The sequence below is a fragment of the Rhodococcus sp. NyZ502 genome (genome assembly GCF_041464245.1).
Taxonomy (GTDB): domain Bacteria; phylum Actinomycetota; class Actinomycetes; order Mycobacteriales; family Mycobacteriaceae; genus Rhodococcus_F; species Rhodococcus_F qingshengii.
Genome location: NZ_CP167155.1, coordinates 212,902 through 237,320, shown reverse-complemented (window position 1 = coordinate 237,320; position 24,419 = coordinate 212,902). Strand labels below are relative to the sequence as shown.

The following is a 24,419-nucleotide window of genomic DNA, read 5'->3' as shown; positions in this document are numbered from 1 at the left end:
CCTGAAGTTCGCTCGCAAGTAACTACAACCGAGGAGTAATCCCTTGCCACACCGTCGACCGAAGCCCTCGCTCGTACTCGGGGCTGTAGCCGCAGTGGCTGTCGCAAGTCCTTTTGCGGTCTACGGCTTCACGAGCACTACGTCCGATGTACGTTCCGCGAACGAGACGACGTCAGTAGCAGTGCCGACCCAGATCGCAGAGGTGCTCCTCGCGTCGGTGCCCGACATCATCATTCCGGTCAAGGAGCTGACCGGTCTCGATCTCCCCGACATCAACCTCGGTGATCTGAGAAACCTCAAGCTCCCGACCGAAATCCCGCTACCTCCCGGGATCACGCTGCCGACCGAGCTGTTCCCGGCACCCGCTGCTCCCGGCGCCCCGACCGAAACCGCTCCGGTTCCTTCCGAGGAAGAGCCAGGTGCCGTGGTCAAGGAAGTCACCCGCGACACTCCGTTCAGCATGGTCGCGTTGACCTCGGACACCATCGCCTCGGCGCAGTCCAAGGTCCGCGCCCTGGCCGAAGACGGCACCTGGGGCCCGTGGTTCACCCCTGACGCCATCGACTCCGCCAGCTCGGATCAGGCCACCAACTCCGGTACCGCCACCGAACCGGTCTTCGTCGGCGCCACCAAGTCCATCCAGATCCTCACGCCGCAGGGTGCCGCTGCTCCCGCAGCCGAGGTTGTGCCGGCCCCGGCTCCGGAAGCTGCCCCCGCGCCCGCTCCGGAAGCTGCCCCCGCGCCCGCTCCGGAAGCTGCCCCCGCGCCCGCTCCGGAAGCTGCCCCCGCTGAAGCACCCGCAGCCACCGGCGAACTCGGGTACACACCCGCTTCGGTGTCCAAGCCGCTTCGCCAGGTGACGACGGCAGCAGATGCCGTCACCGCCGTGTTGATCGACCCGGGTGCCAGCGAGGCAGACAGCAATCTGCAGGCCGTCGCAGCGCCGCTCGGCGGCAGCGGACCGTCCGTCATCACCCGTGCTCAGTGGGGAGCAGACGAGTCACTTCGCTGCGACTCCCCCACCTACGACGACTTCATCGGTGGCGCGACCGTTCACCACACCGCAGGTAGCAACAACTACACGAAGGCCGAATCGGCCGGCATCGTCCGCTCGATCTATGCCTACCACGCACAGACGCTCGGCTGGTGCGACGTCGGATACAACGTCCTCGTCGACAAGTACGGTCAGACCTTCGAAGGCCGCGCAGGCGGACTCGACAAGGCAGTTCAGGGTGCACACGCGGGTGGATTCAACGAGAACACCACCGGTATCGCGATGATGGGCGACTACTCCACCGTCGAGCCTTCGCAGGCGACGCTCAACGCCGTCGGCAAGTTCCTCGGTTGGAAGCTCGGCATGGCCGGACTCGATCCCAAGGGCCGAACGACGATGTACTCCGAGGGCACCGAGTTCACGCCGTACCCGCAGGGCGCAGCAGTCGATCTGCCGATCATCTTCGCCCACCGCGACGTCGGAAACACCGCGTGCCCGGGTGATGCCGCATACGCACACATGAACGACATCCGGAACATCGCGGCCGCGAACATCGGGGGAACGTTGAACCCCTCGAACCCTTCCAATCCGTCGACGCCTGCGCCCAAGCCGACCACTCCGGTCGACACGGTCACCGGTGGCACCGGTTCGTCGATCCCGGATCTGGTCACCCAGATTCTGCAGATCACCGACAATTCACCGCTCGCGCAGAAGTGGATCGCCGAAGGTGGCGAGATCGGACGCCTCGGCCAGGCACTGTCCGGAATTCTGCAGGCGAAGCTCGGCAACCAGGGTGCGCTGTTCCAGAACGGCGCTGTCTACACCTCGCCGAACGGCGGAGTGTTCACCGTGCTCGGCGAGATCTTCAAGTCGTGGCAGAGTTTCGGTTCCGACGCGGGTGAACTGGGATTGCCGATCTCGGACGAGTACTCGATCCCGGACGGCCTGCGCAGTGACTTCGAGAACGGTTCGCTGATCTTCAACCAGATCACCGGCATGGTCACGAAGGTCCTCAAGACCTACAACGAGACCTTTGCCCAGGAAATGGCCAACAGCGCGCCTGTCGGCTGACACTCGAGCAGTACACGTCCTCGGGCGCTGGTGGGTTCTACGACCACCAGCGCTCGAGGACTTTTGCGACCCCGTGTGCCGAATTGGTGTCGGTGACCTCGTCGGCTGCGGCTTTGGCTTCGGGGTGAGCGTTGCCCATGGCAACGCCGAGGCGTGCCATCCCCAGCATCGGGATGTCGTTGGGCATGTCTCCGAAGGCCACCAGACCCGACAGGTCGAAGCCGAACCTCTCCGCGGCAGCAACCAGGCCCGACGCCTTCGTGATGCCCGGCGCCGAGAGTTCGATCAGTCCGTTCTCGGTGGAGTACGTCATGTCGGCGAGCGCACCGACGTGCGGAGCGAGCGTGTCGTACATCGCCGTGCTGGTCATGCCTGGACGGCGAATCAGGAGTTTGACGGCCGGCGCCGCAAGCACTTCGTCCTCGGACATCTCGGTGTTGTCCGGGTTGAGCCAGGCATGTTCGTAGTCCGGTGAGCTGACGAATTGTGGGGTGGCGGCGTCATGTGCGCTCTCCCCCACTCGTTCCGCGGCCAAACCTGCGCCCGGGAGTGCAACCAGTGCCAGCTCGGAGAGTTCGGTGAGTGCGTCGACCGACAAGGTCGCGGCGCTGAGGACGCGGTCGGCGTAGCTGTCGTAGACAACGGCACCGTTTGCGCAGACGGCGAGTGGCGCGTATCCCAAGCCCTCGACGACGGGCGAAATCCATCGCGGAGGACGCCCGGTTGCCAGCAGGAACGGCGTGCCGGATTCGACGACGACATGCACGGCGGCGCGGGTGCGGGCACTGACCAACTCGTCGTGATCGATGAGGGTGCCGTCGACATCGGTCGCAACCAAGGTTGGGCGGTCAGGGCTGATACGACGGTCTGGGCTCACACCGCCATTGTGCCTGCCCGGTACGACGGTCTCGCTCAGCGCGCCCGCTTCGGACATCGCGAAACCGCGAGAGATTCGCGCAAAACGCATTTCAGTCCGACCGGTCTGGTATCTATTGCGGGAGAACAAGACTTTCACAAAGGGAGAAACACCCATGTCCGTGCCGCCCGATCTGCCCCCGCCGCCCTATGGAAACTCCCAGCCTTACGGGAATTCCCAGCCCTATGGCAACTCACAGCCCCAATTCCAGGTGCCTTCGCCGCAACCGCAACCTGAGAAGAAGTCGAAGAAGTGGCCGTGGATTGCCGGTGGAGTCGTCGTGTTGCTTGTCGTCGCAGGCCTCCTCGGTGGACGAGATAAGGACGACTCGAAGTCCACCGCTGCACCGACCACCACCGCTGCACCGACTACCACTGCTTCTACGACGCCTGCAGCTGTCGCACCGATCGTCAGTGCGCCGCCCGCTGCTCCTGCCCCGTCGTCCAGCAAGGTGGCGGCGCCCACGACGACCACATACCAGGCGCCCGCACCTGTGGTCACTACGACAGTTGCGCCTGCCCCGGCCAGGCCGCAGGTCAGCTCCGGTCAGCGGAACGCCGTCCGATCCGCCCAGCAGTACATCGACATGACTGCCTTCTCCCGCAGCGGACTGATCGAACAGCTCGAGTACGAAGGTTTCTCCACGGAGGATGCGACGTACGCGGTAGACAATTTGAACGCCGATTGGAACAAGCAGGCTGCGCTGAGTGCCGAGCAGTACCTCGAGATGACGTCGTTCTCCAGGTCAGGACTGATCGAACAGCTCGAGTACGAGGGCTTCACGAGTGCGCAGGCCGAGTACGGAGCCAACGCCGTGTACTGACCGCATCAGCGCAAGCGCCGTCTATTCAGCGCGCCCGCTTCGCGCGTTCCTGTGCGTCCATGGCCGCAGCTTCCTCCGGCGTCGGTGCGCCACCGCCGAGTCGACGAGGCACCCAGTACGCCCCGGGCTCGTGCACGAACCCGTCCTGCACGTGGCGCAGGATTGCATCCATCTCGATGCGCAGAATCTCGCTCAACGCTTCGGCGGGCTCGACCGGATCGATCGGTGCACCCACCTCCACCGAGATCGGGAAATGATTGCGGCCCAGATTTTTCGGTCCGCCCTTGGTGACGATCCGCTGGGCGCCCCAGACGATCAGCGGAATTATCGGCACGCCGGCGTCGATGGCCATCCGAGCTGCTCCGGATTTCATTTCCTTGATCTCGAAGCTCCGGCTGATCGTCGCTTCCGGGTAGACGCCCACCAATTCGCCACGCTTGAGGGCGTCGACTCCGGCTCGATACGCCTGCGCTCCGGCGGAGCGGTCCACTTCGATGACGCCGCATCCACGCATGAGGAAGCCGAGGACCTTGTTGTCCGCCAGCTCAGCCTTGGCCATCACTCTGAGCTTGCGTTTCGCGGTGCCGACCGCCAGGGCCGCCGGTATGAAATCGAGGTAACTCGTGTGGTTGATCGCGATGACGGCACCGCCGGACACCGGGACGTGTTCCGTCCCGGTGCGGGTGACTTTCACGCCCTGGAAACCGCTCAGACCACGCGCGACTACCTCGACGGCGGTGTAAACGGGTTCGAAGGGCATGGGTCAGCCTTCGGACTTCCGCGCCTCGCGAGCCTTGGCTTTCGCCTCGGCCTCATCGGCATCCATCTTGTCGGCCTGCTCGAGCGTCGGCGCGCTGCCACCGAGGCGGGCCGGCACCCAGTACTCGCCGGCGGGATGGTCGTAGCTCTTCTGCAGATCGAGCAGCAACTCCTGCATCGTCGACCGCAGCTTCGCCGTCAGCTCACTCGCCGGCTCGAAAGGTGCAATCGGCTCGCCGACGGCAATGGAGATGGGAGTGTTGGTGCGGCCCAAACGCTTCGGATAACCCTTCGTCCACACGCGCTGAGCGCCCCAGATGACGACGGGAACGATCGGGACGCCCGCCTCGATCGCCATGCGGGCGGCGCCGGACTTGAATTCCTTGATCTCGAAGCTCCGACTGATCGTGGCTTCGGGGTACACGCCCACCAATTCGCCGCGCTTCAGGAAATCTACGGCCGCCTTGTAGGAGTCGGCGCCCGCGCCGCGGTCGACCGGGATGTGCTTGAGGGCCCGCATGATCGGTCCGGAGATCTTGTTGTCGAAGACCTCTTTCTTGGCCATGAACCGGATGTAGCGCTTCGGGGTCCGTGCCGGCAGTCCCGCATACGTGAAGTCCATGTACCCGGTGTGGTTGATCGCGATCACGGCGCCACCGGACGCCGGGATGTTCTGCTCTCCCTTGACGGAGAACTTCAGGCCCTCGAAAGCGAAGACGGTACGGGCGATGCCGATGACTGTTCTGTAAACGGGATCCACAGTTCGCTAGCGTAGACGGGAATCCGTGATCTGACCCGCAGCAGTTCTGGGGTGGATGTTGGTCAGAATGTCGCAAAAGGGGCGTACGAACGAATGAAGTCGGCAGGACGAGCGGCAGTGGGGGCAGTCGCACTCGCCATGACGTTGGCGATAACCGCATGTGAGGACGACGGACGGACGGGAATCCTGACGGACGAACCGTCTCCGCCGACGACTGAAACCACGACGACAACCACTCTCGCACCCACGACGACAATTGCGCCCGCTGCGCCGGTCGCGCCACCTCCGGTTGGTGACGTGCCCGGCAATCCGGCTGCTGCGCCGGCCTTGGCAGCTTGGGCAACGGACCTGGTGTCCTTGGACGTGGACGCGCTCACGAACGCATGCTGGACGATGCCGCCCACAACGATCGCCGACCGATACTCGGATGTTCCCGCCATCTTGACGGCCATCGCCGCACCAGGCGTCGACGGCCAGTACGCGGTCACCTGGAGCGGCGGCGGACTCTCCGTCGCCGCCAAGCGCTCGGAGATCGCTTCCGGCTATGCGTGCCCGTTCGTCTTCCCTGCGGGGCAATCAAACTTCTACACCGCGGCCGACGCTTCCCACGCCGTCGTCAGGTTTCTCTCACGCGCCACGGGACGGCCGGTCAATACCCGCGACGTCGAGACGTTCTATCCACTGATCTGCCCCGGCAACAGCCCGTGGGATCCGGACGGCACCGGCGCCACCGGCCAGCCGCCTCTCAAGCTCGATCCGAATCAGCTGGCCGGTATCAAGTCTTTCGACGCCGACGCTGCAACAGTCACTCCGGTTCGCGGCGACTACGTCCGTGTCACCCTGCCCGTCAGCGACGGAACCGGTAACTCGCGCTCGATGCAGTTCACCCTGTCGATCGGCCCCGAGGGATATTGCCTCGGGGCCGCGACCTGAACTGCTTCGGTCAGGAACCGAAGGGAAGGAAATCGCTCGAGCCAGCGCTGCCTGAACCGAGGCTGCCCGTGCCACCACCGGTTGCAGCCTTGACCTGAATTGCGTGGGCCGCCGAGGTGGAGCCTGTGAATCCGGCTGCGCCACTGTAGATTGCCGAAATCGAATGCGTGCCAGTTGTGGTGAAGGTGTGGTTCAGCGCCGCGATCCCGTTGACCACTGCCACAGCGTCACCGATCGGAGTATCCCCATCCATGAACTGCACCGTTCCACCGTTCTGCACCGAACTGACAGTCGCCGACAGGGTCACCGACTTGTTCACCACGGCATCACCAGGCACCGTCACCACAGTCTCCGTGGTGACATCCGAAGGCGCAGGGTCCGTTACATTCACCGTCCGCGCCTGGGCCGAGGATCCGACTACACCGGCTCCTCCCGAATAGACCGCAGTGATGCTGTGCGCACCCGCAGAGGTAAACGAATGCGTCAGGCCGGCAGCGCCGGCCGTAACCGCTTCAGGACCGCCGATCGCGACCCCACCGTCGTAGAACTGCACGGTTCCGACGCCGACAGCATCATCCGACGACGTTCGGACGGTTGCCCACAAGTCGGTCGCCACACCAGTTTTGGCGTCGGTCGGAATATTCAGTTCGACGACGGATTCCTGGTCGGCAACACTGACCTGAACTGACTTCGCACTCGCAACCGAGTTCTTGAATCCGGCACCAGCGGTGAAATCCGCGGTAATGCTCTGCGCGCCAGCGGCATCGAAGGAATGTGAGAGGGTCGCGGTACCACCGGACACCGTGACCGGGGAACCGATCGCCGCACCGTTCGACTTGAACTGCACCGAACCCACAGCGTTGCTCGGAGCAACCGTCGCCGTCAGATCAACCGCCGTACCCGTAACCGCCGTAGCCGGAACCGACAGCGACGTCGTCGTCACCACATCCACCGGAGCCGGATCAGAAACGGTCACCGTCTGAGCCGGCGCCGACGAACTCACAAAGCCAGCACCGGCGGTGAAATCGGCCGTAACACTTTGTGCACCAGCAGCATCGAACGCATGCGACAGCGTCGCAACACCCGCGGAGACTGTGACCGGTGAACCGATTGAAGTGCCGTTCGACTTGAACTGCACCGTGCCGACAGCGCTGTTCGGAGCGACGGTAGCGGTCAGATCTACGGCCGTACCCGTAACCGCCGTCGCGGGAATCGACAGCGACGTCGTCGTCACCACATCCACCGGAGCCGGATCAGAGACCGTCACCGTCTGAGCCGACGCCGACGAACTCACGAACCCTGCACCGGCAGTGAAGTCAGCCGTAACACTCTGAGCACCAGCAGTATCGAACGTATGGCTCAATGTCGCAACACCCGACGCAACTGCAACCGGGGAACCGATTGCAGTGCCGTTCGACTTGAACTGCACCGTACCGACAGCATTGTTCGGAGCAACAGTCGCCGTCAGATCAACAGCCGTACCCGTAACCGCCGTCGCGGGAACCGAGAGCGACGTCGTCGTCACCACATCCACCGGAGCCGGATCAGACACCGTCACCGTCTGAGCAGGCGCCGACGAACTCACGAACCCTGCACCGGCAGTGAAGTCAGCCGTAACACTTTGTGCACCAGCAGTATCGAATGCATGCGACAGCATCGCGACACCTGACGCAACTGCAACCGGTGAACCGATCGCCGTGCCGTTCGACTTGAACTGCACCGAACCCACCGCATTGTTCGGAGCCACGGTAGCGGTCAAATCAACAGCCGTACCCGTGACCGCCGTAGCCGGAACTTGAAGCGTTGTAGTCGTACTCAGCGCTGAGCTCGAGATCTCGATGGTCTGAGCTTGCGCGGTCGAACCACCAAAACCTGCAGTACCTGAGTAGACCGCAGTGATCGAGTGTGATCCCGTCGTGGTGAACGTGTGATCCAGGGTCGCCGCTCCGCCAGTCACCGCGATGGGTCCGCCGATGTCGATGCCACCGTCCTTGAACTGGACCGTTCCACCGTTAGCTGCCGGTGAGATGTTTGCGGTCAGCGCGACCGAGGTCTGCTCGACGGCACTACTCGGCACTGTCAACGACGCAGTCGTCTGTACATCGGCAGCGGCCACGCTCACTGTGCGTGCTGGTGACGTGGATGTCAGAAACTCGAGAACACCGTCGTATACAGCGGTGATGGAGTGATCGCCTGCCGCGGTGAATGTATGTGGCAGTGTGGCAACGCCATTGACGACGGCCACCGGGGCGCCGATGTCAGTTCCGCCATCCTTGAACTGAACGGTGCCGCCTGTCGGTGCCGGGGAGACCTGCGCAACCAAATCGGTCGACTGACCGACCGTTGCAGCCGCGCCGGATGTCACTGCAGTCGCGGTCCCCGCCTGCGAGACGACGTTGACGGTGGCCAATGCCTGACCACCCGCATTCAACCCACCACCACTCGAATCGCGCGGAGAGCAGTTGTAGCGCTCCCAGTACCCCGGCCAAAGGGTCTCGTACTGCAAGAACGTGAACGCATTCTTCGGCGAATTGAACGCACCCGAATCACCGTCTGTGGCACGCAACTTCGGCTGCACCGTACTACCCGCGGCACCGGCAACCACCGTCACGTCGATCGCGGGCAACCGGAAGGTCTTCCCTGCCCCTACCTCGATTCCACCGTCACTGTTCTTGCTCGTGCTCGGGCCGTTACCGCCCTTGTTGTTCGAGTCAGCAGTCTGATTGTTCCCCGAAATACGCAGATGCGTACCCGCGCCATCCGGCGAACCGCCGTCGTTGATCCGAATCACCGACGGAGTCACACCGGACAAATTCGACGAAGTACCTGCCACGACCTGAGCATCCACCAACGACACCCCTGCAGGTATATCGAAGTCGTACTTGAGCCGCGTCCACTTACCGACACTGCGGCCTGCATGCCCACCCGTCGGCACCGACATCACGTTCGGCTGAACCCGATAGGTGAACGTCGACCCCGCCACCACCTTCTCCGGTGCAGACACCGTCACACCCGTCGAATGAAACACATCCGCGATATCAACAGCCAGATGTTCATAACCATCGCAACCCAGCTTGAACCCGATCGAGTTCTCCACCGCGGGAGATGACGTCGGAGCTGCCGAAGCAACGCCACCTGCCACCAGCACGCCACCGACCAACGCCGCCACCACGACCGCGGAACTTCTTCTCACCAACACGAACTCTCCTCAGCTAGCAACAGACGTGGATCGGGAACCGCACGGAAGGAGGTCACTCGAACAGAGCGGAAATCGGAATGGAGCTGGACGCTCGTACAGTACCCGTCAAAAGTAGTACTTGTATCAGTTATTTCAGACAAATATTCACGAATTGCCAATAGTTCAGCTAACGACCAATCCGCGATTCCCGAAGAGCAATGCCCCCTTGCACCTATGGGCGCAAGGGGGCATCACATCATCGGAGAATCATGAACCGAACGGCAGCGACAGCGAACCGAGCGAACCGGAGCCACCACCCCCGTTACCGACGTTCACAACCGATGCAGTCGACGTGGAACCCGTGACGCCCTGGGCTCCGCTGTAGACCGCGGTGATCGAATGGTTGCCGGTCGTGGTGAAGGTGTGGCTCAGCACGGCCTGCCCACCGACAACATCAACGGCAGTTCCGATCGGAGTCGTTCCGTCGAAGAACTGGACGGTTCCCGACGTCGCGCCGGAAGAACTGACCACAGCCTTCAGCTGCACCGCCGTGCCGACCTTTGCCGAGGACGGAGCCGTCAACGACGTAGAGCTTTCGACATCCGACGGGGTCGGAACCGTGACATTGACGTCGACAGACTCCGCAGTGGACGACGTGAACACACCGGATCCACTGAATACAGCCGAGACTGCAAAGGTGCCTTCTGCTCCGAAGACGTGCGGGAGCTTGGCAACTCCGTCAACAACCGCGACCGGGGCGCCCAGATCGACTCCACCGATCTTGAACTGGACCGTTCCGCCGGAAGGCACCAGGGCGTCCGAGGGATCTTCGGACACTGTCGCGAAGAGATCAACAGGCAGTCCGACCTTGGCTTCACCCTGAACACTCAGCACCGTCTTTGTCGCCTTGTCGACCGGAGCCGGATCAGAAACGGTCACCGTCTGAGCAGGCGCCGACGAACTCACAAACCCAGCACCAGCGGTGAAGTCAGCGGTAACACTTTGTGCACCAGCAACATCGAACGAATGCGAGAGCGTCGCAACACCCGACGTGACTGTCACCGGTGAACCAATGGCCGTGCCGTTCGACTTGAACTGCACCGTACCGACAGCAGTATTCGGAGCCACGGTAGCGGTCAGATCAACCGCCGTACCCGTGATTGCCGTCGCCGGAACCGAGAGCGACGTCGTGGTCTCGACATCCACCGGAGCCGGATCAGAAACGGTCACCGTCTGAGCAGGCGCCGAGGAACTCACAAACCCTGCACCAGCAGTGAAGTCAGCCGTAACACTCTGAGCACCAGCAACATCGAACGAATGCGAGAGCGTCGCAACACCACCAGTCACCGTGACCGGGGAACCGATTGCAGTGCCGTTCGACTTGAACTGCACCGTACCGACAGCATTGTTCGGAGCAACCGTCGCCGTCAGATCAACCGCCGCACCCGTGACGGCAGTCGCCGGAACCGACAACGACGTCGTCGTCTCCACATCCACCGGAGCCGGATCGGACACCGTCACCGTCTGAGCAGGCGCCGACGAGCTGACAAACCCAGCTCCAGCGGTGAAGTCGGCCGTAACACTCTGCGCACCAGCAACATCGAACGCGTGCGAAAGCGTCGCAACACCACCAGTCACCGTGACCGGGGAGCCGATTGCCGTGCCGTTCGACTTGAACTGCACCGTACCGACAGCATTGTTCGGAGCAACCGTCGCCGTCAGATCAACCGCCGCACCCGTGATCGCCGTCGCCGGAACCGACAACGACGTCGTGGTCTCGACATCCACCGGAGCCGGATCAGAAACGGTCACCGTCTGAGCCGATGCCGACGAACTGACAAAACCTGCACCAGCGGTGAAGTCAGCGGTAACACTTTGTGCACCAGCAGTATCGAACGCGTGCGACAGCGTCGCGGTTCCACCGGAAACCGTGACCGGCGAACCGATCACCGTGCCGTTCGACTTGAACTGCACCGTACCGACAGCAGTATTCGGAGCCACGGTAGCGGTCAGATCAACAGCCGTACCCGTGATCGCCGTCGCCGGAACCGAGAGTGACGTCGTGGTCTCCACATCCACCGGAGCCGGATCAGAAACGGTCACCGTCTGAGCCGATGCCGACGAACTGACAAAACCTGCACCAGCGGTGAAGTCAGCGGTAACACTTTGTGCACCAGCAGCATCGAACGCATGGCTCAATGTCGCAACACCGCCAGTCACCGTGACCGGAGTGCCGATCGCCGTGCCGTTCGACTTGAACTGCACCGTGCCGACAGCGTTGTTCGGAGCCACGGTGGCCGTCAGATCAACCGCCGTACCCGTGATTGCCGTCGCCGGAACCGAGAGTGACGTCGTCGTCACCACATCCACCGGAGCCGGATCAGAAACGGTCACCGTCTGAGCCGATGCCGACGAACTGACAAAACCTGCACCAGCGGTGAAGTCAGCCGTAACACTTTGTGCACCAGCAGCATCGAACGCATGGCTCAATGTCGCAACACCGCCAGTCACCGTGACCGGAGTGCCGATCGCCGTGCCGTTCGACTTGAACTGCACCGTGCCGACAGCGTTGTTCGGAGCCACGGTGGCCGTCAGATCAACCGCCGTACCCGTGATTGCCGTAGCCGGAACCGAGAGTGACGTCGTGGTCTCGACATCCACCGGAGCCGAAGCAATGCTGATCGTCGCGAGTGGACCTGCACCAGCGTTGAGAGGCGTGGTGTCCTTGTTCTCGCGAGGCGAGCACCGGGTCGGAGCCCACTGTGTACCAAGGAAACTCGCCTTTGCGAGCTGAGTGCTGAAGTTTTCGCTGGCACCGAGGTTGCCGGCCGCACCCGCGGTCCTCACCTTCGGCTGGATCACTCCCGTCGCACCAGCGACCATTGTTACGTCGACTGCGGGAAGTCGGAACCACGTGTCTCCGTTGCCGTTTGTCGAGCCATCGAGGTTCTTCTTGGACTTCGGTACTCGAATTCCACCCTCCGAGTTCGTGCTCGTCGTCGGACTGTTGCCGATCACCTGGTTGTTTCCTGACAACCGCAGGATCCCGCCGCTGCCGTCGACATTGCCAGAATCGTTGACTCTGAGAACATTCGGTGCGACATTGTCGAGTCCGATGGAGGTACCTGCGACGACGGTAGCGGAAACGTACGTCGCATTGCTCGGGATGGCATAGTCGATTTTCAGACGTGACAAGTTCGTAGTAGTCGCTCCGGAGTCCTTGTCCGGATATGACGTTCCGCTCGGCTGAATTCGGTAGGTGAAAGTCTCGCCGGGCTGGACAGAAGCCGGGGCGTCGACCGTGATGAGGTTGTCGGTGACCTTGTGGACGTCTCCGATAATCGATCCGGCAACGCACGCTGTTTTGAAACCGGTGGTCGAGATAGCAGCTGACGCGGGCGTGCCGACCAGCAGCATTCCGGCGACCATGGCGGTTCCGGTTATGGGCACGGCGAATCGCCGCAACTGAGAGATTTGGGGCATGGGCACTTCCTTCGGAAGGGCAAACATCAGCAGTGGATTCGGACAAAACGTGTGCGCGCCGTCACAACATAACGAAAAAACTAGTACGTGTACTACTTTTGGCAAGACACTTGTCCAATTCACCCCGGACTCACCCTCGTATCACCAGACGCGGGATGGAAAAGCAGGGTATGGAAACTCGATTGAACGCAAAACTATCGCCAAAGCGGCCCATCGACAACGCTTTTGGTGGTCACCGCGCCAATCGGCGGGAAAAAGTTGATATTTCGTCAGTTCAGAAAAAGTTCCAAACCTACCAGTACGAAAGTACGAAAAGGGCCGCGACGGAGTCCGTCGCGGCCCTGATTGTGTTGGTTCAGCGTGTCAGCGAAGCACATCCGTGCCGACAAACGGCACCAATGCCTCGGGCACTCGCACCGAGCCGTCGGCCTGCTGATGGTTCTCGAGAATCGACACGATCCAGCGCGTCGTAGCCAAGGTGCCGTTGAGAGTGGCGGCCGTCTGCGGCTTGCCGTTCTCGTCGCGGTACCGAACTCCGAGGCGGCGGGCCTGGAACGTCGTGCAGTTGGACGTCGATGTCAGCTCGCGGTAAGTGCCCTGCGTCGGGACCCATGCCTCGCAGTCGAACTTACGCGCAGCCGAAGAACCGAGGTCTCCGCCGGCGACGTCGATCACGCGGTACGGAACGTCGATGGCCGCCAACATGTCTCGCTCCCACCCTAGGAGACGCTGGTGTTCGGCGTCGGCGTCCTCGGGACGGCAGTACGTGAACATCTCGACCTTGTCGAACTGATGAACACGGATGATGCCGCGGGTGTCCTTGCCGTAGCTTCCGGCCTCGCGGCGGAAGCACGACGACCAACCGGCGTAGCGCTTCGGGCCTTCGTTCAGTTCGAGGATCTCGCCCGAGTGGTAGCCGGCCATGGGTACCTCGGAAGTTCCGACGAGGTACAGGTCGTCATCTTGCAAGTGGTAGATCTCGTCCGAGTGAGCACCGAGGAAGCCGGTACCCGCCATGATTTCCGGACGTACGAGCACCGGCGGAATCATCATCGTGAATCCGTTGGCGATCGCCTTCTGCGCAGCCAACTGCAGCAGTCCGAGCTGGAGCATGGCCCCGTAGCCGGTCATGAAGTAGAAGCGCGAACCCGAAACCTTGGCGCCGCGTTCCATGTCGATCAGGCCGAGCGACTCGCCCAGCTCGAGGTGATCCTTCGGCTCGAAGTCGAACTTCGGAATCTCACCGACGTGTTCGAGAACGATGTAGTCGTCCTCACCGCCCGCCGGCGCACCTTCTTGTACGACGTTGGAAATCGCGCGGTGTGCGGCGTCGAGCGCGGCCTGCGCCTCGTGCTGCGCGGCCTCGGCTTCCTTGACCTTTGCCGCCAGTTCCTTGGAACCTTCGAGCAGTGCGGGACGCTCCTCCGGAGATGCCTGTCCGACCTTCTTGCCGAAGGCCTTCTGCTCTGCACGGAGGTTGTCTCCGGTCAGAACGGCAGCGCGTCGGGACGCGTCGGCTTCGAGCAGAGCGTCGACCAGTCCTGGATCTTCTCCACGGGTGCGCTGCGACTCGCGGACGATTTCGGGGTTCTCACGGAGAAACTTGAGGTCAATCACGACTTCGAACTTTACCCACTCACTGCAGCTCTCCGACGGTCACGTCCACGTCGGAGAGGGAGAGATCACGATTCGAGCAGACTCAGGTAGTCCTCGCGTCCGAACATCCGAGCCGCGTCGACCGCCGTCGGGTGTCCACCTTTCGGGTCGGCTCCCCCGCTCACCAGCGCTTTCACCACCGCATCCTCGCCCTTGAAGACCGCCCCGGCAAGGGGCGTCTGGTTCTTGTCGTTGGGTCGGTTGACGTCGGCACCGCGCTCGATCAGGGCAACGACGGCGTCAGCGTGACCGTGGTACGCCGCCAACATGACGAGCGTGTCGCCACTCTCGTTGGTCAGATTGACGGGAACTCCGGCATCGACGTACGACGCCAGCCCGGCTGCGTCACCGGTTCGTGCCATGTCGAAGAGCCGGCCCGCCAGCTCGACAGCCTCGGGATCGAGTGGGGTGTTTTCGCTCATGACTACAAAATACTCACAGACGCGATTGTGAGTTTTGTAGTGAAGGTTCGATATCGCCACGGCAACAGGCATGATGGAATCGATGTCCGAAGACAAGATCGAGAAGTCGCCAGATCCGGCAGATCCCCAGGGGACGCCGGCGAAGAAAACTGTCTCCGCGAGTCGCACCCGTCGGGTCCTGGCTGCCGTGGCGGTAGGTGCGGTGGTCGCCGCGATCGCAACGATCGCGATTTCCGGTGGATTGAACAAGGACGACTCGTCCTCGGTCAGTGTCAGTGGTGGCGGTCCCGCAGCGACGGGATCTACTCGTGACGACGCCTTCACCGCGGCTGCGGCCGGCGACTGCCTCAACTGGACACCTGCGACCGAGTCGGGCGGGGACCGCACGGACATGTCAAAGGTACAGTGCGGAACTGAACACCGCTTCGAGGTTGCCGGACCACTCGACCTCTCGGTGTTCCCCGGCGCCGAGTTCGGCCCCGGTTCCCGGTACCCGGGCGCCCTTCGGTTCGCCGAACTACGCGACGAGCACTGCACACCCATCGTCATGTCCTACCTCGATTCGAAGTTCGATCCCAAGGGCAAGTTCAGCGTCGGCCTGATGTTCCCGAGCGAATCGGGTTGGGCTTCGGGTGAGCGCGCACTGCGTTGCGGCTTGCAGTTCTCGACCACGACCGGAGAACTACAACCGTTCGTGGGCCGCGTGGCGGACCAGGACCAGTCGAACGTGTGGGACGTCGGCACGTGCATCGGCATCAACCAGAACCTCCCGACCGATCCGGTCGATTGCGCGAAACCGCATGCATACGAGGTTATTTCGGTGATAGACCTCGGCACTCAATTCCCGGGCGCAATGCCGTCGGTCGAAGATCAGGACCGCTACCTCGAGGGCGTCTGCACTCAGGCGTCCAACGAGTATCTTGGTTCCGCAGACGCGCTTCGCGACAAGACGCTGACACTGTTCTGGGACAACATTTCACTGGAAAGCTGGTTGGCCGGCAGCCGCCGAGTCAATTGTTCGATCGGCAAAGAGGTCGAAACCGGCGGGTTTGCCGCGATCACCGGAAGCGCCAAGGGCGACATCCTGATCAACGGCGCCGCTCCGGTCCCGCCACCCGCTGCACCGGAAGGTCGGTCGTTGCCGACGCCGTTGCCCGGCGCAGCTCCGCCGTCGTAAGCCATGACGGTAACTATGACGCCCGACCGGTTCGAGGAACTGGTCGGCGAGGCGCTCGATCTGATTCCGCCCGAACTTGCCAAGGCAATCGACAATGTCGTGGTGCTTGTCGAAGCACGTGACGAAGAAGAACCGGGGCTGCTCGGTTTGTATCAGGGCGTCGCTCTGACCGAGCGGGATTCTCATTACGGTGGGTACCTGCCGGACACGGTCACTATTTTCCGCGATTCGATACTCGACATCTGCGCATCCGAGGACGAGGTTGTTCACGAGGTTGCCGTGACCGTCATCCACGAGATCGCGCACTACTTCGGCATCGAAGAAGACAGATTGCACGAACTCGGCTGGGGCTGAGGGCAAAGTCGTCCGATTTCGGGGGGAACCAAAAGCGGGCGGTATGCATCAAAGTATGTGCGGGGGGATATCGACGGCTGTGCGCACGGCCTCCCGACCACTTATCCGCCCTGGTCAGGAAGGAGTTCGGCACTATGCACGTCGACCCTCAAGCCCTAGTTGCCGCCGCAATGGAACTCGAGTCCGCGGCGACGCGATTGCGCGGAATCGTCTCTACTGCGCAGCCGACGCTACGCGTTCTCCCAGCGGGATCCGAAGAAGTGTCCGGTAGCGCGGCAAATTACTTCAACACCATCTCGGGCAGCCTTGCCTCGTCCACCGATCGGGCAATCGAGGAGCTCACCGCGGCTGCGGCAGCTCTGCGCAAGAATGCAGCTGCCTACGAGCTCGAAGACCAGCTCACCAAGTCCAGCCTGGCAGCCGCACCGATCTGATCGACAGAAATCGAGCTCGGTAACTCGGCAACACAGTCACACTTCCTGGGGGGAAGAACAATGGTCGGCATCACCGGCGTCATCTGGTATCCACGGGGCGCAGCACCCAACTCCGCAGCACTGGTCGCCGGAGCCGGGCCGGTCCCTCTCGGCGTGGCGGCCGGAGCCTGGTCCACCGTGTCGTCCGGACTGACCGACACCGCTGCGTCCATCTCTCGCGTGATGGCGGATCTTCGCACCGGGTGGTCCGGTGAAGCAGCGGATGCCGCATTGAGCAAGTTCGCGCCGTTTCAGGAATGGGCTGCTGCTGCCGCGTTGCTAGCGGGAGAAACTGCAGGTAAGGCCCAGGTGCAGTCCGGTTCGTACACGGTTGCCACCCTCGCCATGCCGTCCCTGGCCGAGATTGCAGCAGTTCAAGCGGCCAAGGTCGCCGCGTACTCCATCGGCGGTGCCCTGGTCGGCGGTGCCGCCGCCGCCGAGGCTGCCGAAGAAGCTCTCAAAATTCGAGCGGCGGTGACAATGGAAACGTACGACGCCGCAACGGCCCATCTGGCCGTGCAGCAGAACTTCGACTCACCACCGTCCATCGCGGAACCCACAGCTGGGGCATCCGCTTCGGCCGAAAGCCCAGGCAGCGCCGCACGACAGTCCGTCGTGCAAGCGGCATCCACGCTCGCTGACGCAATCGCGGATCCCGTGCGCGCCGCCACCGCTGCTGTCGCATCCGTAGTTTCCAACCCGGTATTTGCCGCCGCTGCCTCACAGGCCGGTGCCATCTCCGGTGGAGTTGCCACCGCAGCCAGCGCCACCACCACCGCAGTCACAGGCGCCACCACTGCCGCATCAGCTCTCGCGACGGCAGGAGCAGGACTCACCGGACTGGGCGGCGCGGGACTCGGCGGCGCAAGACTCGGCGCTTCCACACCATCACTGTTCGGCACCCCGTCGGCAAGCCGGGCACCGGCACAGGTCAGCGCAGCTTCCGCGACTACAGGAGCCGGAGCAATCGCGGGCTCGTCGTCGAGCAGCAGCACCGGTCGGCACGCTCTTCCTGATCCCTCCACCGGCCAGAGCGCCACACGCCAGAACCCCGTGACCTCGCCGGTTCAGGGCACCGCGGATACCGTCAAGGTGGATCCGGTCCGAACCGCAGGCGGATCTGCGCCGATCGCCGGCGGCCGTCATGCGGCCCAATCTGAAGACGAGACCGAGCACGACACACCCGATTACCTGAAGCACTTCGAGCACTTCGCCGACGGCCGAACAGTCATCCCGTCCGTGATCGGTGGCGCACTCGAAACTGCAGAGCATTGATGGTGGACCTCGGCACCTCACCTGAGGGGTGGAATTTACCTGTCGTCGCCCTGTCACAGGACGAAATCGACTATGTACGTGAGCGACTCGGACTCGATGCGCTTCCCGTGGTTCTCGGTGGCGCGACGGTTCACGGTAGTGCGAGCGCTCACCGTACGGCGATGCAGTCCGCGGCAGATTCACTCTCCGAGCGCGATCTCCTCCCCGGCGGGGAGATCCATCACGACCTCAGTGCCCGCCTGCGCGTCCTGACCCACCCCAAGTGGGAGTTGGCGCTGCGTCGGCATGTCGGCGGAAGCATTTCACGCCTCTGCGTCGCGCAGGGCGAATTCCTTTGTGTCGAAGCGACTTCAACTGATTCTTCGTTCGCATTGCGCAGCGTCACCGCCGAACCGACTGCACCCGTTGTCACCGCGCTCGGCAGCGCCGAAGCAATGCCGATTGCCGTGATCAACGCACCGACCGAGATGCTCAGCCTGGCATTCGGCGCCGGCCCGGATGCAGGCAGCGTAACCTCGGCCTTGATCAACGCCGGAATACCCGAAGACGACGCGCGCCAACTGGGTAGCGCAATCGTCACATGCACCGCCTTCGCCGAATTGGTCGGAATACCACACAGTTTGGGAGCGACGACGCTCATGACCGGCGCAGTGACTGTGTACGACACCTTGTCGGGTCGGCTGGTCGGTTCGACCACTCGGGCCGCCGACGGCACCGAATGGACGTCCATCAGTTCCGGAACATCCCATCGCCTCCGACAAGCCGTGAACGCTCTGGTAACGGAACTCGAGGAATCGGCGCCGGAGACTTCCGGGTAACCTCGGGGCGTCCCTTCAACGCCCGGAGCCTTACTTCAGCATGCAGTTCTCGCGTCAACCGTCGTCACCGGGCGAACAAGGCTCGGTCGCCACGATCGACCGGCCGAACGAAGAACGGGCAACAACACCGCACCGACAAGACCTGAACGGACTGCGCGGCCTCGCCATCGGTTTGGTGGTCGTGTTCCACGTGTGGTTCGGACGGGTATCGGGCGGGGTGGACGTCTTCCTGGTTCTGTCCGGATACTTCTTCGTCGGCTCACTGGTTCGACGCGCCGAAGCCGGGGGTTCACTCAACCCGGTCCCGGCACTGCGGCGGGTGTTTCTGCGGCTGTTCCCCCTGATCGCGGTGGTCAGCATTTTGACCGCACTGGGGACCGCGTTGCTGCTGCCACGCACACGCTGGGCCGATCTGGGCGATCAACTGATCGCGGTGCTCGGGTTCTTCCAGAACTGGCAGCTCGCCAGCACCGCAAGCGACTACCTGGCCGCCGACGGCTCGGTCACTCCCCTGCAGCACCTGTGGTCGATGGCCGTACAAGGTCAGTTCTATCTCCTGGCCATCGCACTGGTCTCCGTGATCGCTTATGTGGCTTCACGCGTGAATCCCAACTATTTCCGCCCGTCACTCGCGGTCACCCTTCTGGTTCTGACCGCAGGATCTTTTCTCTACGCACTCGCCAAATCTTCACGTCACCAAGCCTGGGCGTACTACGACTCCGGAGCCAGGTTGTGGGAATTGGCACTCGGTGGTCTGCTGGCCGTTCTGATGACCAGCACACGCAGTCGGCAGATCGCATCCCTGCCGTTCTCGGTCAGAGCGACGATCGGCTGGGCGGGTCTTTCGTCGATCCTGTTGTGCGGCATAGTGCTCGACGGCGCCCAGCAGTTCCCCGGCCCGTGGGCGCTGGTGCCGGTGCTGGCCACTCTTGCGCTGATCCTGTCCGGAGTCGGCGACGACACGCCTTGGACGTCGAAGACGCTCGCCCATCCGGCACTGACGTGGCTCGGCTCGTTCGCATTCGCGCTGTACCTGATTCACTGGCCGATTCTGGTGTTTGCACTCGTGATCACCGGCCGCCCCGAAGCGGGCCTGCTCGGCGGGGCACTGATCATCGCCCTCTCCGTCGCGGGGGCGCTTGCACTTCGGCGCCTGATCGAGGTTCCGGTGGAACGTGGAGGCCGCTCGCGCCGGTACACCGTCCTGGCTTGCGTCGTCACCGCTGCCGTGGTCCTCGCCGCTTCAGTCGCCTGGCAGTCGTACGCGAGCAGCCAGACGACGGGCCAGCGGGCAGTCGACACCCTCGACCTCCCGACCCATCCCGGCGCACTCGCGCTCACCGACGGTGCCGAAGTACCCAAGGCGTCGATGGTTCCCTCGATCTTCGATGCGCCACTGGACCTTCCGGCCAGTACGCTCGACGGCTGTATCGCCGATTTTCTCGAGCGGGACGTCGTCCACTGCACCTACGGCGACGCCGATGCAGACAGAACCATCGCCCTCGCAGGTGGTTCGCACTCCGAGCACTGGCTCACTGCACTCGACGAACTCGGCAAGAGTCACGGGTTCCGCGTCGACACGTATCTGAAGATGGGCTGCCCGCTCACCATCGACTACATGCAGACGTTGTCGGACAACGACTATCCGGATTGCGTCGACTGGTCGCGTGGAGTACTGACCGAGTTGGCCGACGCCTCACCCGATTTCGTGTTCACGACGGCAACCAGGCCGAGTTCCGACGGCCCTGGCGACGTGACGCCCGAGTCTTACGTACACGTGTGGGAGGAACTGGGGCGCGACGGTATCGACGTGCTCGCCATCCGCGATACCCCGTGGTTGCACCACGACGGCGTCGCCTACCGCGCGATCGACTGTCTGGCGACAACCACGTCACCCGATCACTGCGCGATGCCACGGTCCGAAATGCTCAGCGACGTCAATCCGGCGCCGTCGGCGATCGGCGATCTGACCAACGTCCGTCTACTCGACCTCAGCGACGGCGTCTGCGGACCGGAGTTGTGCCGCGTCGTGGAGGGAAATGTGTTGGTGTATCACGATTCCCACCACCTGACAGCCAGCTACGTGAGCACGCTGTCCGCTGAACTCGGGCGCCAACTGAGCGTCCAGACCGGTTGGTGGTGAAGCCGGCCGTCAGCCCATCACGTCGTCGGCACCGGGGATGAGTCGGTGCTCGAACGGCGGGTTGACGGTTCCCCAGCGCAGGCACTCCCAACCGCCGTCGACCGAAGGCAACAGTTCGACGGTCTCGGTGTTGGCCAAGTGGTTGTTGGCTGCGAACAGACCGGGGACACCGGCAAGCTGGGCTGCGACAAGACGGATCGCCGCACCATGACTGACCACGACGATGTCGCCGCCGTCTCGTGAGCCTTCGAGAAATTCTTCGCGCAACGAATTGACGACGGGGACGTACCGCTCCAGGACGTCGTATCCCGTTTCACCACCGGGGATGCGAGCGCCGAGGTTGCCGGTGTGCCAGTGATGGAACGTCTCCATGAACAGTCGGTGCGCGGCCTCGTCGGTACGATCTTCGAGGTCACCGGCCTGCACCTCGTGCAATCCGTCCCGCACGTCCAGAGAGACACCGGCGGCCTGCTCCACGAAACCTGCTGTCTGCCGGGCACGCAAAGCCAACGACGATACGAGTGCCAGCGGCGGCGCCGAAGCCAGGCCGATGCCCAAAGTCTCGGCCTGTGCCAACCCTTCCGGCGTGAGCTTTGCTCCGGGTAGTGCGGTGTCGAGACGTTTGGCGACATTCGCCTCCGTCTGACCGTGCCGAACGAGGATGAGCCTTCCGGTCATCGTTCTCCCCCTCCATGCTTGAGTTCGTCGATCCACCGAATCGCTTCTTCGTCCGAAGGAGGTTGTGGCCCGGTCGAATTCGCTGTCGCCCACGACCCCAGGAAGCGGACTCCGGATTTACGATGCAGCGCACGCATCGCCTCGGCCACCAGCGAGTCCTCGACGTGTCCGACGCAGTCCACGAAGAACCGGTACGTGCCCAATTCCGTTCGCATCGGCCGTGATTCGATCCGAGTCAGATCGATACCGCGAGCGGCGAATTCGGAGAGTGCACGCACCAGGGAGCCGGGAGCGTTGTCGAGGTGAAGCACCAGCGCGGTGCGATCGGCACCGGTCCGCGCCGGAACCGGGGCCGGCTTGGTGACCAACACGAAACGTGTGCGGGCGCCGCCTACATCGGCGACGTTGTCCGCCAGGCTCTCGAGTCCGAGCATCTGACCGGCCAAAGCCGTGGACACACCGGCGTCGACGGTTCCGGCCTGCACATCCAGGGCCGCACCGGCGTTGGACGAGGCCAACACCACCTCGGCCTGGGGCAGGTTCTCGGCAATCCAACCGCGGACCTGCGCGCCCGCATGCGGGTACGCGCCGATCGTTCGGACCTGATCGGCGGTGGTCCCGGCCCGAACCAGGATGGAGAAACTCACGTCCAGATCGGTTTCGGCGACGATCTGCAGCGGCGAACCGAGAGCGAGTGAATCGAGCGTCGGAGCTACGCCGCCTTCCACCGAGTTCTCGAAGGGAACCACGGCTCCGTCCACGGAACCGTCGCGAACCATGTCGAGAGTCGCCGGCGGACTGCCTGCCGGTACTCGCTCGACGGTTTCGCCGAACGCGCCCTCAGCCTCCAACTGGGCGAGAGCTATCTCCGTGAAGGTTCCCGACGGACCGAAATACGCGATTCTTGGCACGCCTAAAAGATTACGCACCGACCCACGCCGGTCACTGCAAACCCGCGGCACGCAAAGCCGTTTCCACTGCAGGCAGATCCGCGACCTCGATCGTGAGCAGCACCTCACGCATGGCCGACGCGGCTTCGGGGATCAGCGCGGCAAGTTTTTCCGGCTTCGGATCGACCATCGCGGCGCGCACGTCGTCGCCGCGCAGTGCAGCGACGGTGCCACACAGCAGGGCGATCACCTCGTCGCCGTCGGCCGCGCGGGCTACGAAACCGACGGACTCGTGCGCGAGTACCGCCAGGAAATCAGCCACTTCGGTGGGCGTAAGACCGGCGGCGAGTCCGGGGATCCGGCCACCTTCGCACAGACGCAGCGCCGCTTCGGCGGGTGTCAGATCCTCTTCGCCGCCGTCGACATACACAGCGAGCGGAGCGGGCAGGCGCAGCGCGATCGCGTCGTCGATCTGGTCGGTGGTGACGTCGACGTCGAAACGGACGGCCTCGTACGACGCTTCCGTGTCCGCACGCAGTTCTTCCGGATCGATATCGAGACGGACGACAACCCGGCCTGCTGCTTCGCCACCGATCAGAACCGACGCCGGAACAACCGGGAGAAAGAGTGCTTCGAGGAGTCCGCGCGAGTTTCTCGGGGCGGGCAGCCCGAGTGAGAGAGGAATGGCCACAGACAAACCGTAACCCCGGCGCAGGCGGCGGATTCCACGCGAGTTGCGCAAAAGTCTTGCGATTCACACCGAAGCACCTTAGGTTAGGGTTACCTCATCATCCGATGGAGTTCGAGAGAACACCCGCCAAGGGGGCAGCATGGCAACGAAGACCAGCACCGGCCCGTCCACCGCCGAACGCGTCCGCAGCGCCTGTGTGCGCGCACAAGACGCAGTTCTCGCCATCGAAGGCAGCGATCCCACCGTCACGTCGGTGCATCACCTGCGTTCGAACGGTGACGTCGTCGTTGCAGTCCCACATGCCTCCGCTGCTGCGGCTCTGGCCTGGAACTCCGGCGGCGGCGGCCTGCCTGCCGTCCTCGAGATCACCGATCACGCACCACTGCGGCTGCGTGAGCCCGTGCGCTCCCTCGTGTGGCTTCGCGGCTCGTTGCACGCCGTGCCCGACTACGAGGCACGCGTTCTCGCCGACGACGTCGCATCCGAACATCCCCACCCGGGGCTCCTCGACATCGGCCACACCTCGGTCCTCCTTCGCTTGAGCCTGGCCTCGGCTGTAGTCGCTGATTCAACGGGGGCAGAACCCGTCGCCGTGGACGAACTGCTGAACGCCAGCCCCGATCCCTTCTGGGAAATGGAGACCGCATGGCTGCAGCATCTCGACGAAGACCACCGCGACCTCGTGGACCTGCTCGTGCGCAAGCTTCCCCCGTACATGCGCACCGGACGCGTTCGCCCACTCGGCATCGACCGCTACGGACTTCGCCTGCGGGTCGAGGATCACACCGGTGACCGCGACGTGTGGATGCCGTTCGCCAACCCCGTCGACGACGCTCCCGCGCTGAGCCGCGCCATCCGCATGCTGGTCGGGTGCCCTTTCCTCAACGGCCTCCGATCGGGCGGCGCATCAAACGGCTAGCGTTGC

Annotated in this window: 20 protein-coding genes; 10 read left to right on the top strand and 10 right to left on the bottom strand. The window is 63.4% G+C overall.

Annotated features, from left to right (window positions below):
- Nucleotides 1-43 precede the first annotated feature (43 nt).
- Nucleotides 44-2,065, top strand: coding sequence for an N-acetylmuramoyl-L-alanine amidase (locus ACBG85_RS01150; RefSeq protein WP_372025867.1), 2,022 nt, complete (start codon nt 44-46; stop codon nt 2,063-2,065).
- Between the two features lie 37 nt (nt 2,066-2,102).
- Here the strand turns inward: ACBG85_RS01150 and ACBG85_RS01145 are convergent, their stop codons facing one another.
- A complete protein-coding gene (locus tag ACBG85_RS01145) occupies nt 2,103-2,924 on the bottom strand; it encodes an HAD family hydrolase (RefSeq protein WP_372027927.1) in 822 nt (273 codons plus the stop codon).
- A 172-nt stretch (nt 2,925-3,096) separates the two neighbouring features.
- Here ACBG85_RS01145 and ACBG85_RS01140 point away from each other — a divergent pair, with 172 nt between their 5' ends.
- On the top strand, nt 3,097-3,804 hold the full coding sequence (locus ACBG85_RS01140) for an Ltp family lipoprotein (RefSeq protein ID WP_081305320.1): 708 nt from the start codon (nt 3,097-3,099) through the stop codon (nt 3,802-3,804).
- A 25-nt stretch (nt 3,805-3,829) separates the two neighbouring features.
- Here ACBG85_RS01140 and ACBG85_RS01135 read toward each other — a convergent pair whose 3' ends face one another.
- Nucleotides 3,830-4,564 carry a 1-acyl-sn-glycerol-3-phosphate acyltransferase gene (locus ACBG85_RS01135; RefSeq protein ID WP_054188660.1) on the bottom strand — a complete coding sequence of 245 codons (735 nt, stop codon included), beginning with the start codon at nt 4,562-4,564 and terminating at the stop codon, nt 3,830-3,832.
- Nucleotides 4,565-4,567: 3 nt separating this feature from the next.
- Complete coding sequence (locus ACBG85_RS01130) at nt 4,568-5,323, bottom strand: 1-acyl-sn-glycerol-3-phosphate acyltransferase (protein ID WP_042921233.1); 756 nt, start codon at nt 5,321-5,323, stop codon at nt 4,568-4,570.
- Nucleotides 5,324-5,416: 93 nt separating this feature from the next.
- Here ACBG85_RS01130 and ACBG85_RS01125 point away from each other — a divergent pair, with 93 nt between their 5' ends.
- Nucleotides 5,417-6,256 carry a hypothetical protein gene (locus tag ACBG85_RS01125; RefSeq protein WP_042921235.1) on the top strand — a complete coding sequence of 280 codons (840 nt, stop codon included), beginning with the start codon at nt 5,417-5,419 and terminating at the stop codon, nt 6,254-6,256.
- A 10-nt stretch (nt 6,257-6,266) separates the two neighbouring features.
- Here the strand turns inward: ACBG85_RS01125 and ACBG85_RS01120 are convergent, their stop codons facing one another.
- From ACBG85_RS01120 to ACBG85_RS01105, 4 genes are all read right to left on the bottom strand, one after another.
- The gene (locus tag ACBG85_RS01120; RefSeq protein ID WP_372025864.1) at nt 6,267-9,449 is read right to left on the bottom strand and encodes a beta strand repeat-containing protein; all 3,183 of its coding nucleotides are present in this window, start codon (nt 9,447-9,449) and stop codon (nt 6,267-6,269) included.
- 252 nt (nt 9,450-9,701) lie between these two features.
- Nucleotides 9,702-12,917, bottom strand: a complete 3,216-nt coding sequence (locus tag ACBG85_RS01115) for a beta strand repeat-containing protein (RefSeq protein WP_372025862.1) — start codon at nt 12,915-12,917, stop codon at nt 9,702-9,704.
- 363 nt (nt 12,918-13,280) lie between these two features.
- A complete protein-coding gene (serS, locus tag ACBG85_RS01110; protein ID WP_007736032.1) occupies nt 13,281-14,534 on the bottom strand; it encodes a serine--tRNA ligase in 1,254 nt (417 codons plus the stop codon).
- Between the two features lie 65 nt (nt 14,535-14,599).
- A complete protein-coding gene (locus ACBG85_RS01105) occupies nt 14,600-14,995 on the bottom strand; it encodes an ankyrin repeat domain-containing protein (RefSeq protein WP_003945404.1) in 396 nt (131 codons plus the stop codon).
- Nucleotides 14,996-15,065: 70 nt separating this feature from the next.
- Here ACBG85_RS01105 and ACBG85_RS01100 point away from each other — a divergent pair, with 70 nt between their 5' ends.
- From ACBG85_RS01100 to ACBG85_RS01075, 6 genes are all read left to right on the top strand, one after another.
- Nucleotides 15,066-16,172, top strand: coding sequence for a septum formation family protein (locus tag ACBG85_RS01100; RefSeq protein ID WP_003945397.1), 1,107 nt, complete (start codon nt 15,066-15,068; stop codon nt 16,170-16,172).
- A 3-nt stretch (nt 16,173-16,175) separates the two neighbouring features.
- Nucleotides 16,176-16,526 (top strand): metallopeptidase family protein, encoded by a 351-nt coding sequence (locus ACBG85_RS01095; RefSeq protein WP_007736028.1) that lies wholly within the window; start codon nt 16,176-16,178, stop codon nt 16,524-16,526.
- 134 nt (nt 16,527-16,660) lie between these two features.
- The gene (locus ACBG85_RS01090; protein ID WP_003945399.1) at nt 16,661-16,960 is read left to right on the top strand and encodes a PE family protein; all 300 of its coding nucleotides are present in this window, start codon (nt 16,661-16,663) and stop codon (nt 16,958-16,960) included.
- A gap of 60 nt (nt 16,961-17,020) precedes the next feature.
- Nucleotides 17,021-18,274 (top strand): PPE domain-containing protein, encoded by a 1,254-nt coding sequence (locus tag ACBG85_RS01085; RefSeq protein WP_372025859.1) that lies wholly within the window; start codon nt 17,021-17,023, stop codon nt 18,272-18,274.
- Nucleotides 18,274-19,092, top strand: a complete 819-nt coding sequence (locus ACBG85_RS01080; protein WP_003945407.1) for an ESX secretion-associated protein EspG — start codon at nt 18,274-18,276, stop codon at nt 19,090-19,092. The genes ACBG85_RS01085 and ACBG85_RS01080 overlap by 1 nt, the downstream gene beginning before the upstream one ends.
- Before the next feature lie 40 nt (nt 19,093-19,132).
- A complete protein-coding gene (locus ACBG85_RS01075; RefSeq protein WP_372025857.1) occupies nt 19,133-21,235 on the top strand; it encodes an acyltransferase family protein in 2,103 nt (700 codons plus the stop codon).
- A gap of 9 nt (nt 21,236-21,244) precedes the next feature.
- Here ACBG85_RS01075 and ACBG85_RS01070 read toward each other — a convergent pair whose 3' ends face one another.
- Genes ACBG85_RS01070 through ACBG85_RS01060 form a run of 3 tightly spaced genes read right to left on the bottom strand, consistent with a single transcriptional unit; the run spans nt 21,245 to nt 23,494 of the window.
- Entirely contained in the window at nt 21,245-21,913 is a 669-nt protein-coding gene (locus tag ACBG85_RS01070; protein WP_007736019.1) for a histidine phosphatase family protein, read from the bottom strand.
- Nucleotides 21,910-22,824 carry a prephenate dehydratase gene (gene pheA / locus ACBG85_RS01065; protein ID WP_007736017.1) on the bottom strand — a complete coding sequence of 305 codons (915 nt, stop codon included), beginning with the start codon at nt 22,822-22,824 and terminating at the stop codon, nt 21,910-21,912. Before pheA ends, ACBG85_RS01070 begins: the two co-directional genes overlap by 4 nt.
- Before the next feature lie 31 nt (nt 22,825-22,855).
- Nucleotides 22,856-23,494: a hypothetical protein gene (locus ACBG85_RS01060; RefSeq protein ID WP_007736015.1), complete on the bottom strand. Its 639-nt coding sequence runs from the start codon at nt 23,492-23,494 to the stop codon at nt 22,856-22,858.
- 139 nt (nt 23,495-23,633) lie between these two features.
- On the opposite strand from ACBG85_RS01060, the gene ACBG85_RS01055 reads away from it, so the two are divergent.
- Nucleotides 23,634-24,413, top strand: coding sequence for a DUF2470 domain-containing protein (locus ACBG85_RS01055; protein WP_003945406.1), 780 nt, complete (start codon nt 23,634-23,636; stop codon nt 24,411-24,413).
- The last annotated feature ends 6 nt before the right edge of the window (nt 24,414-24,419 follow it).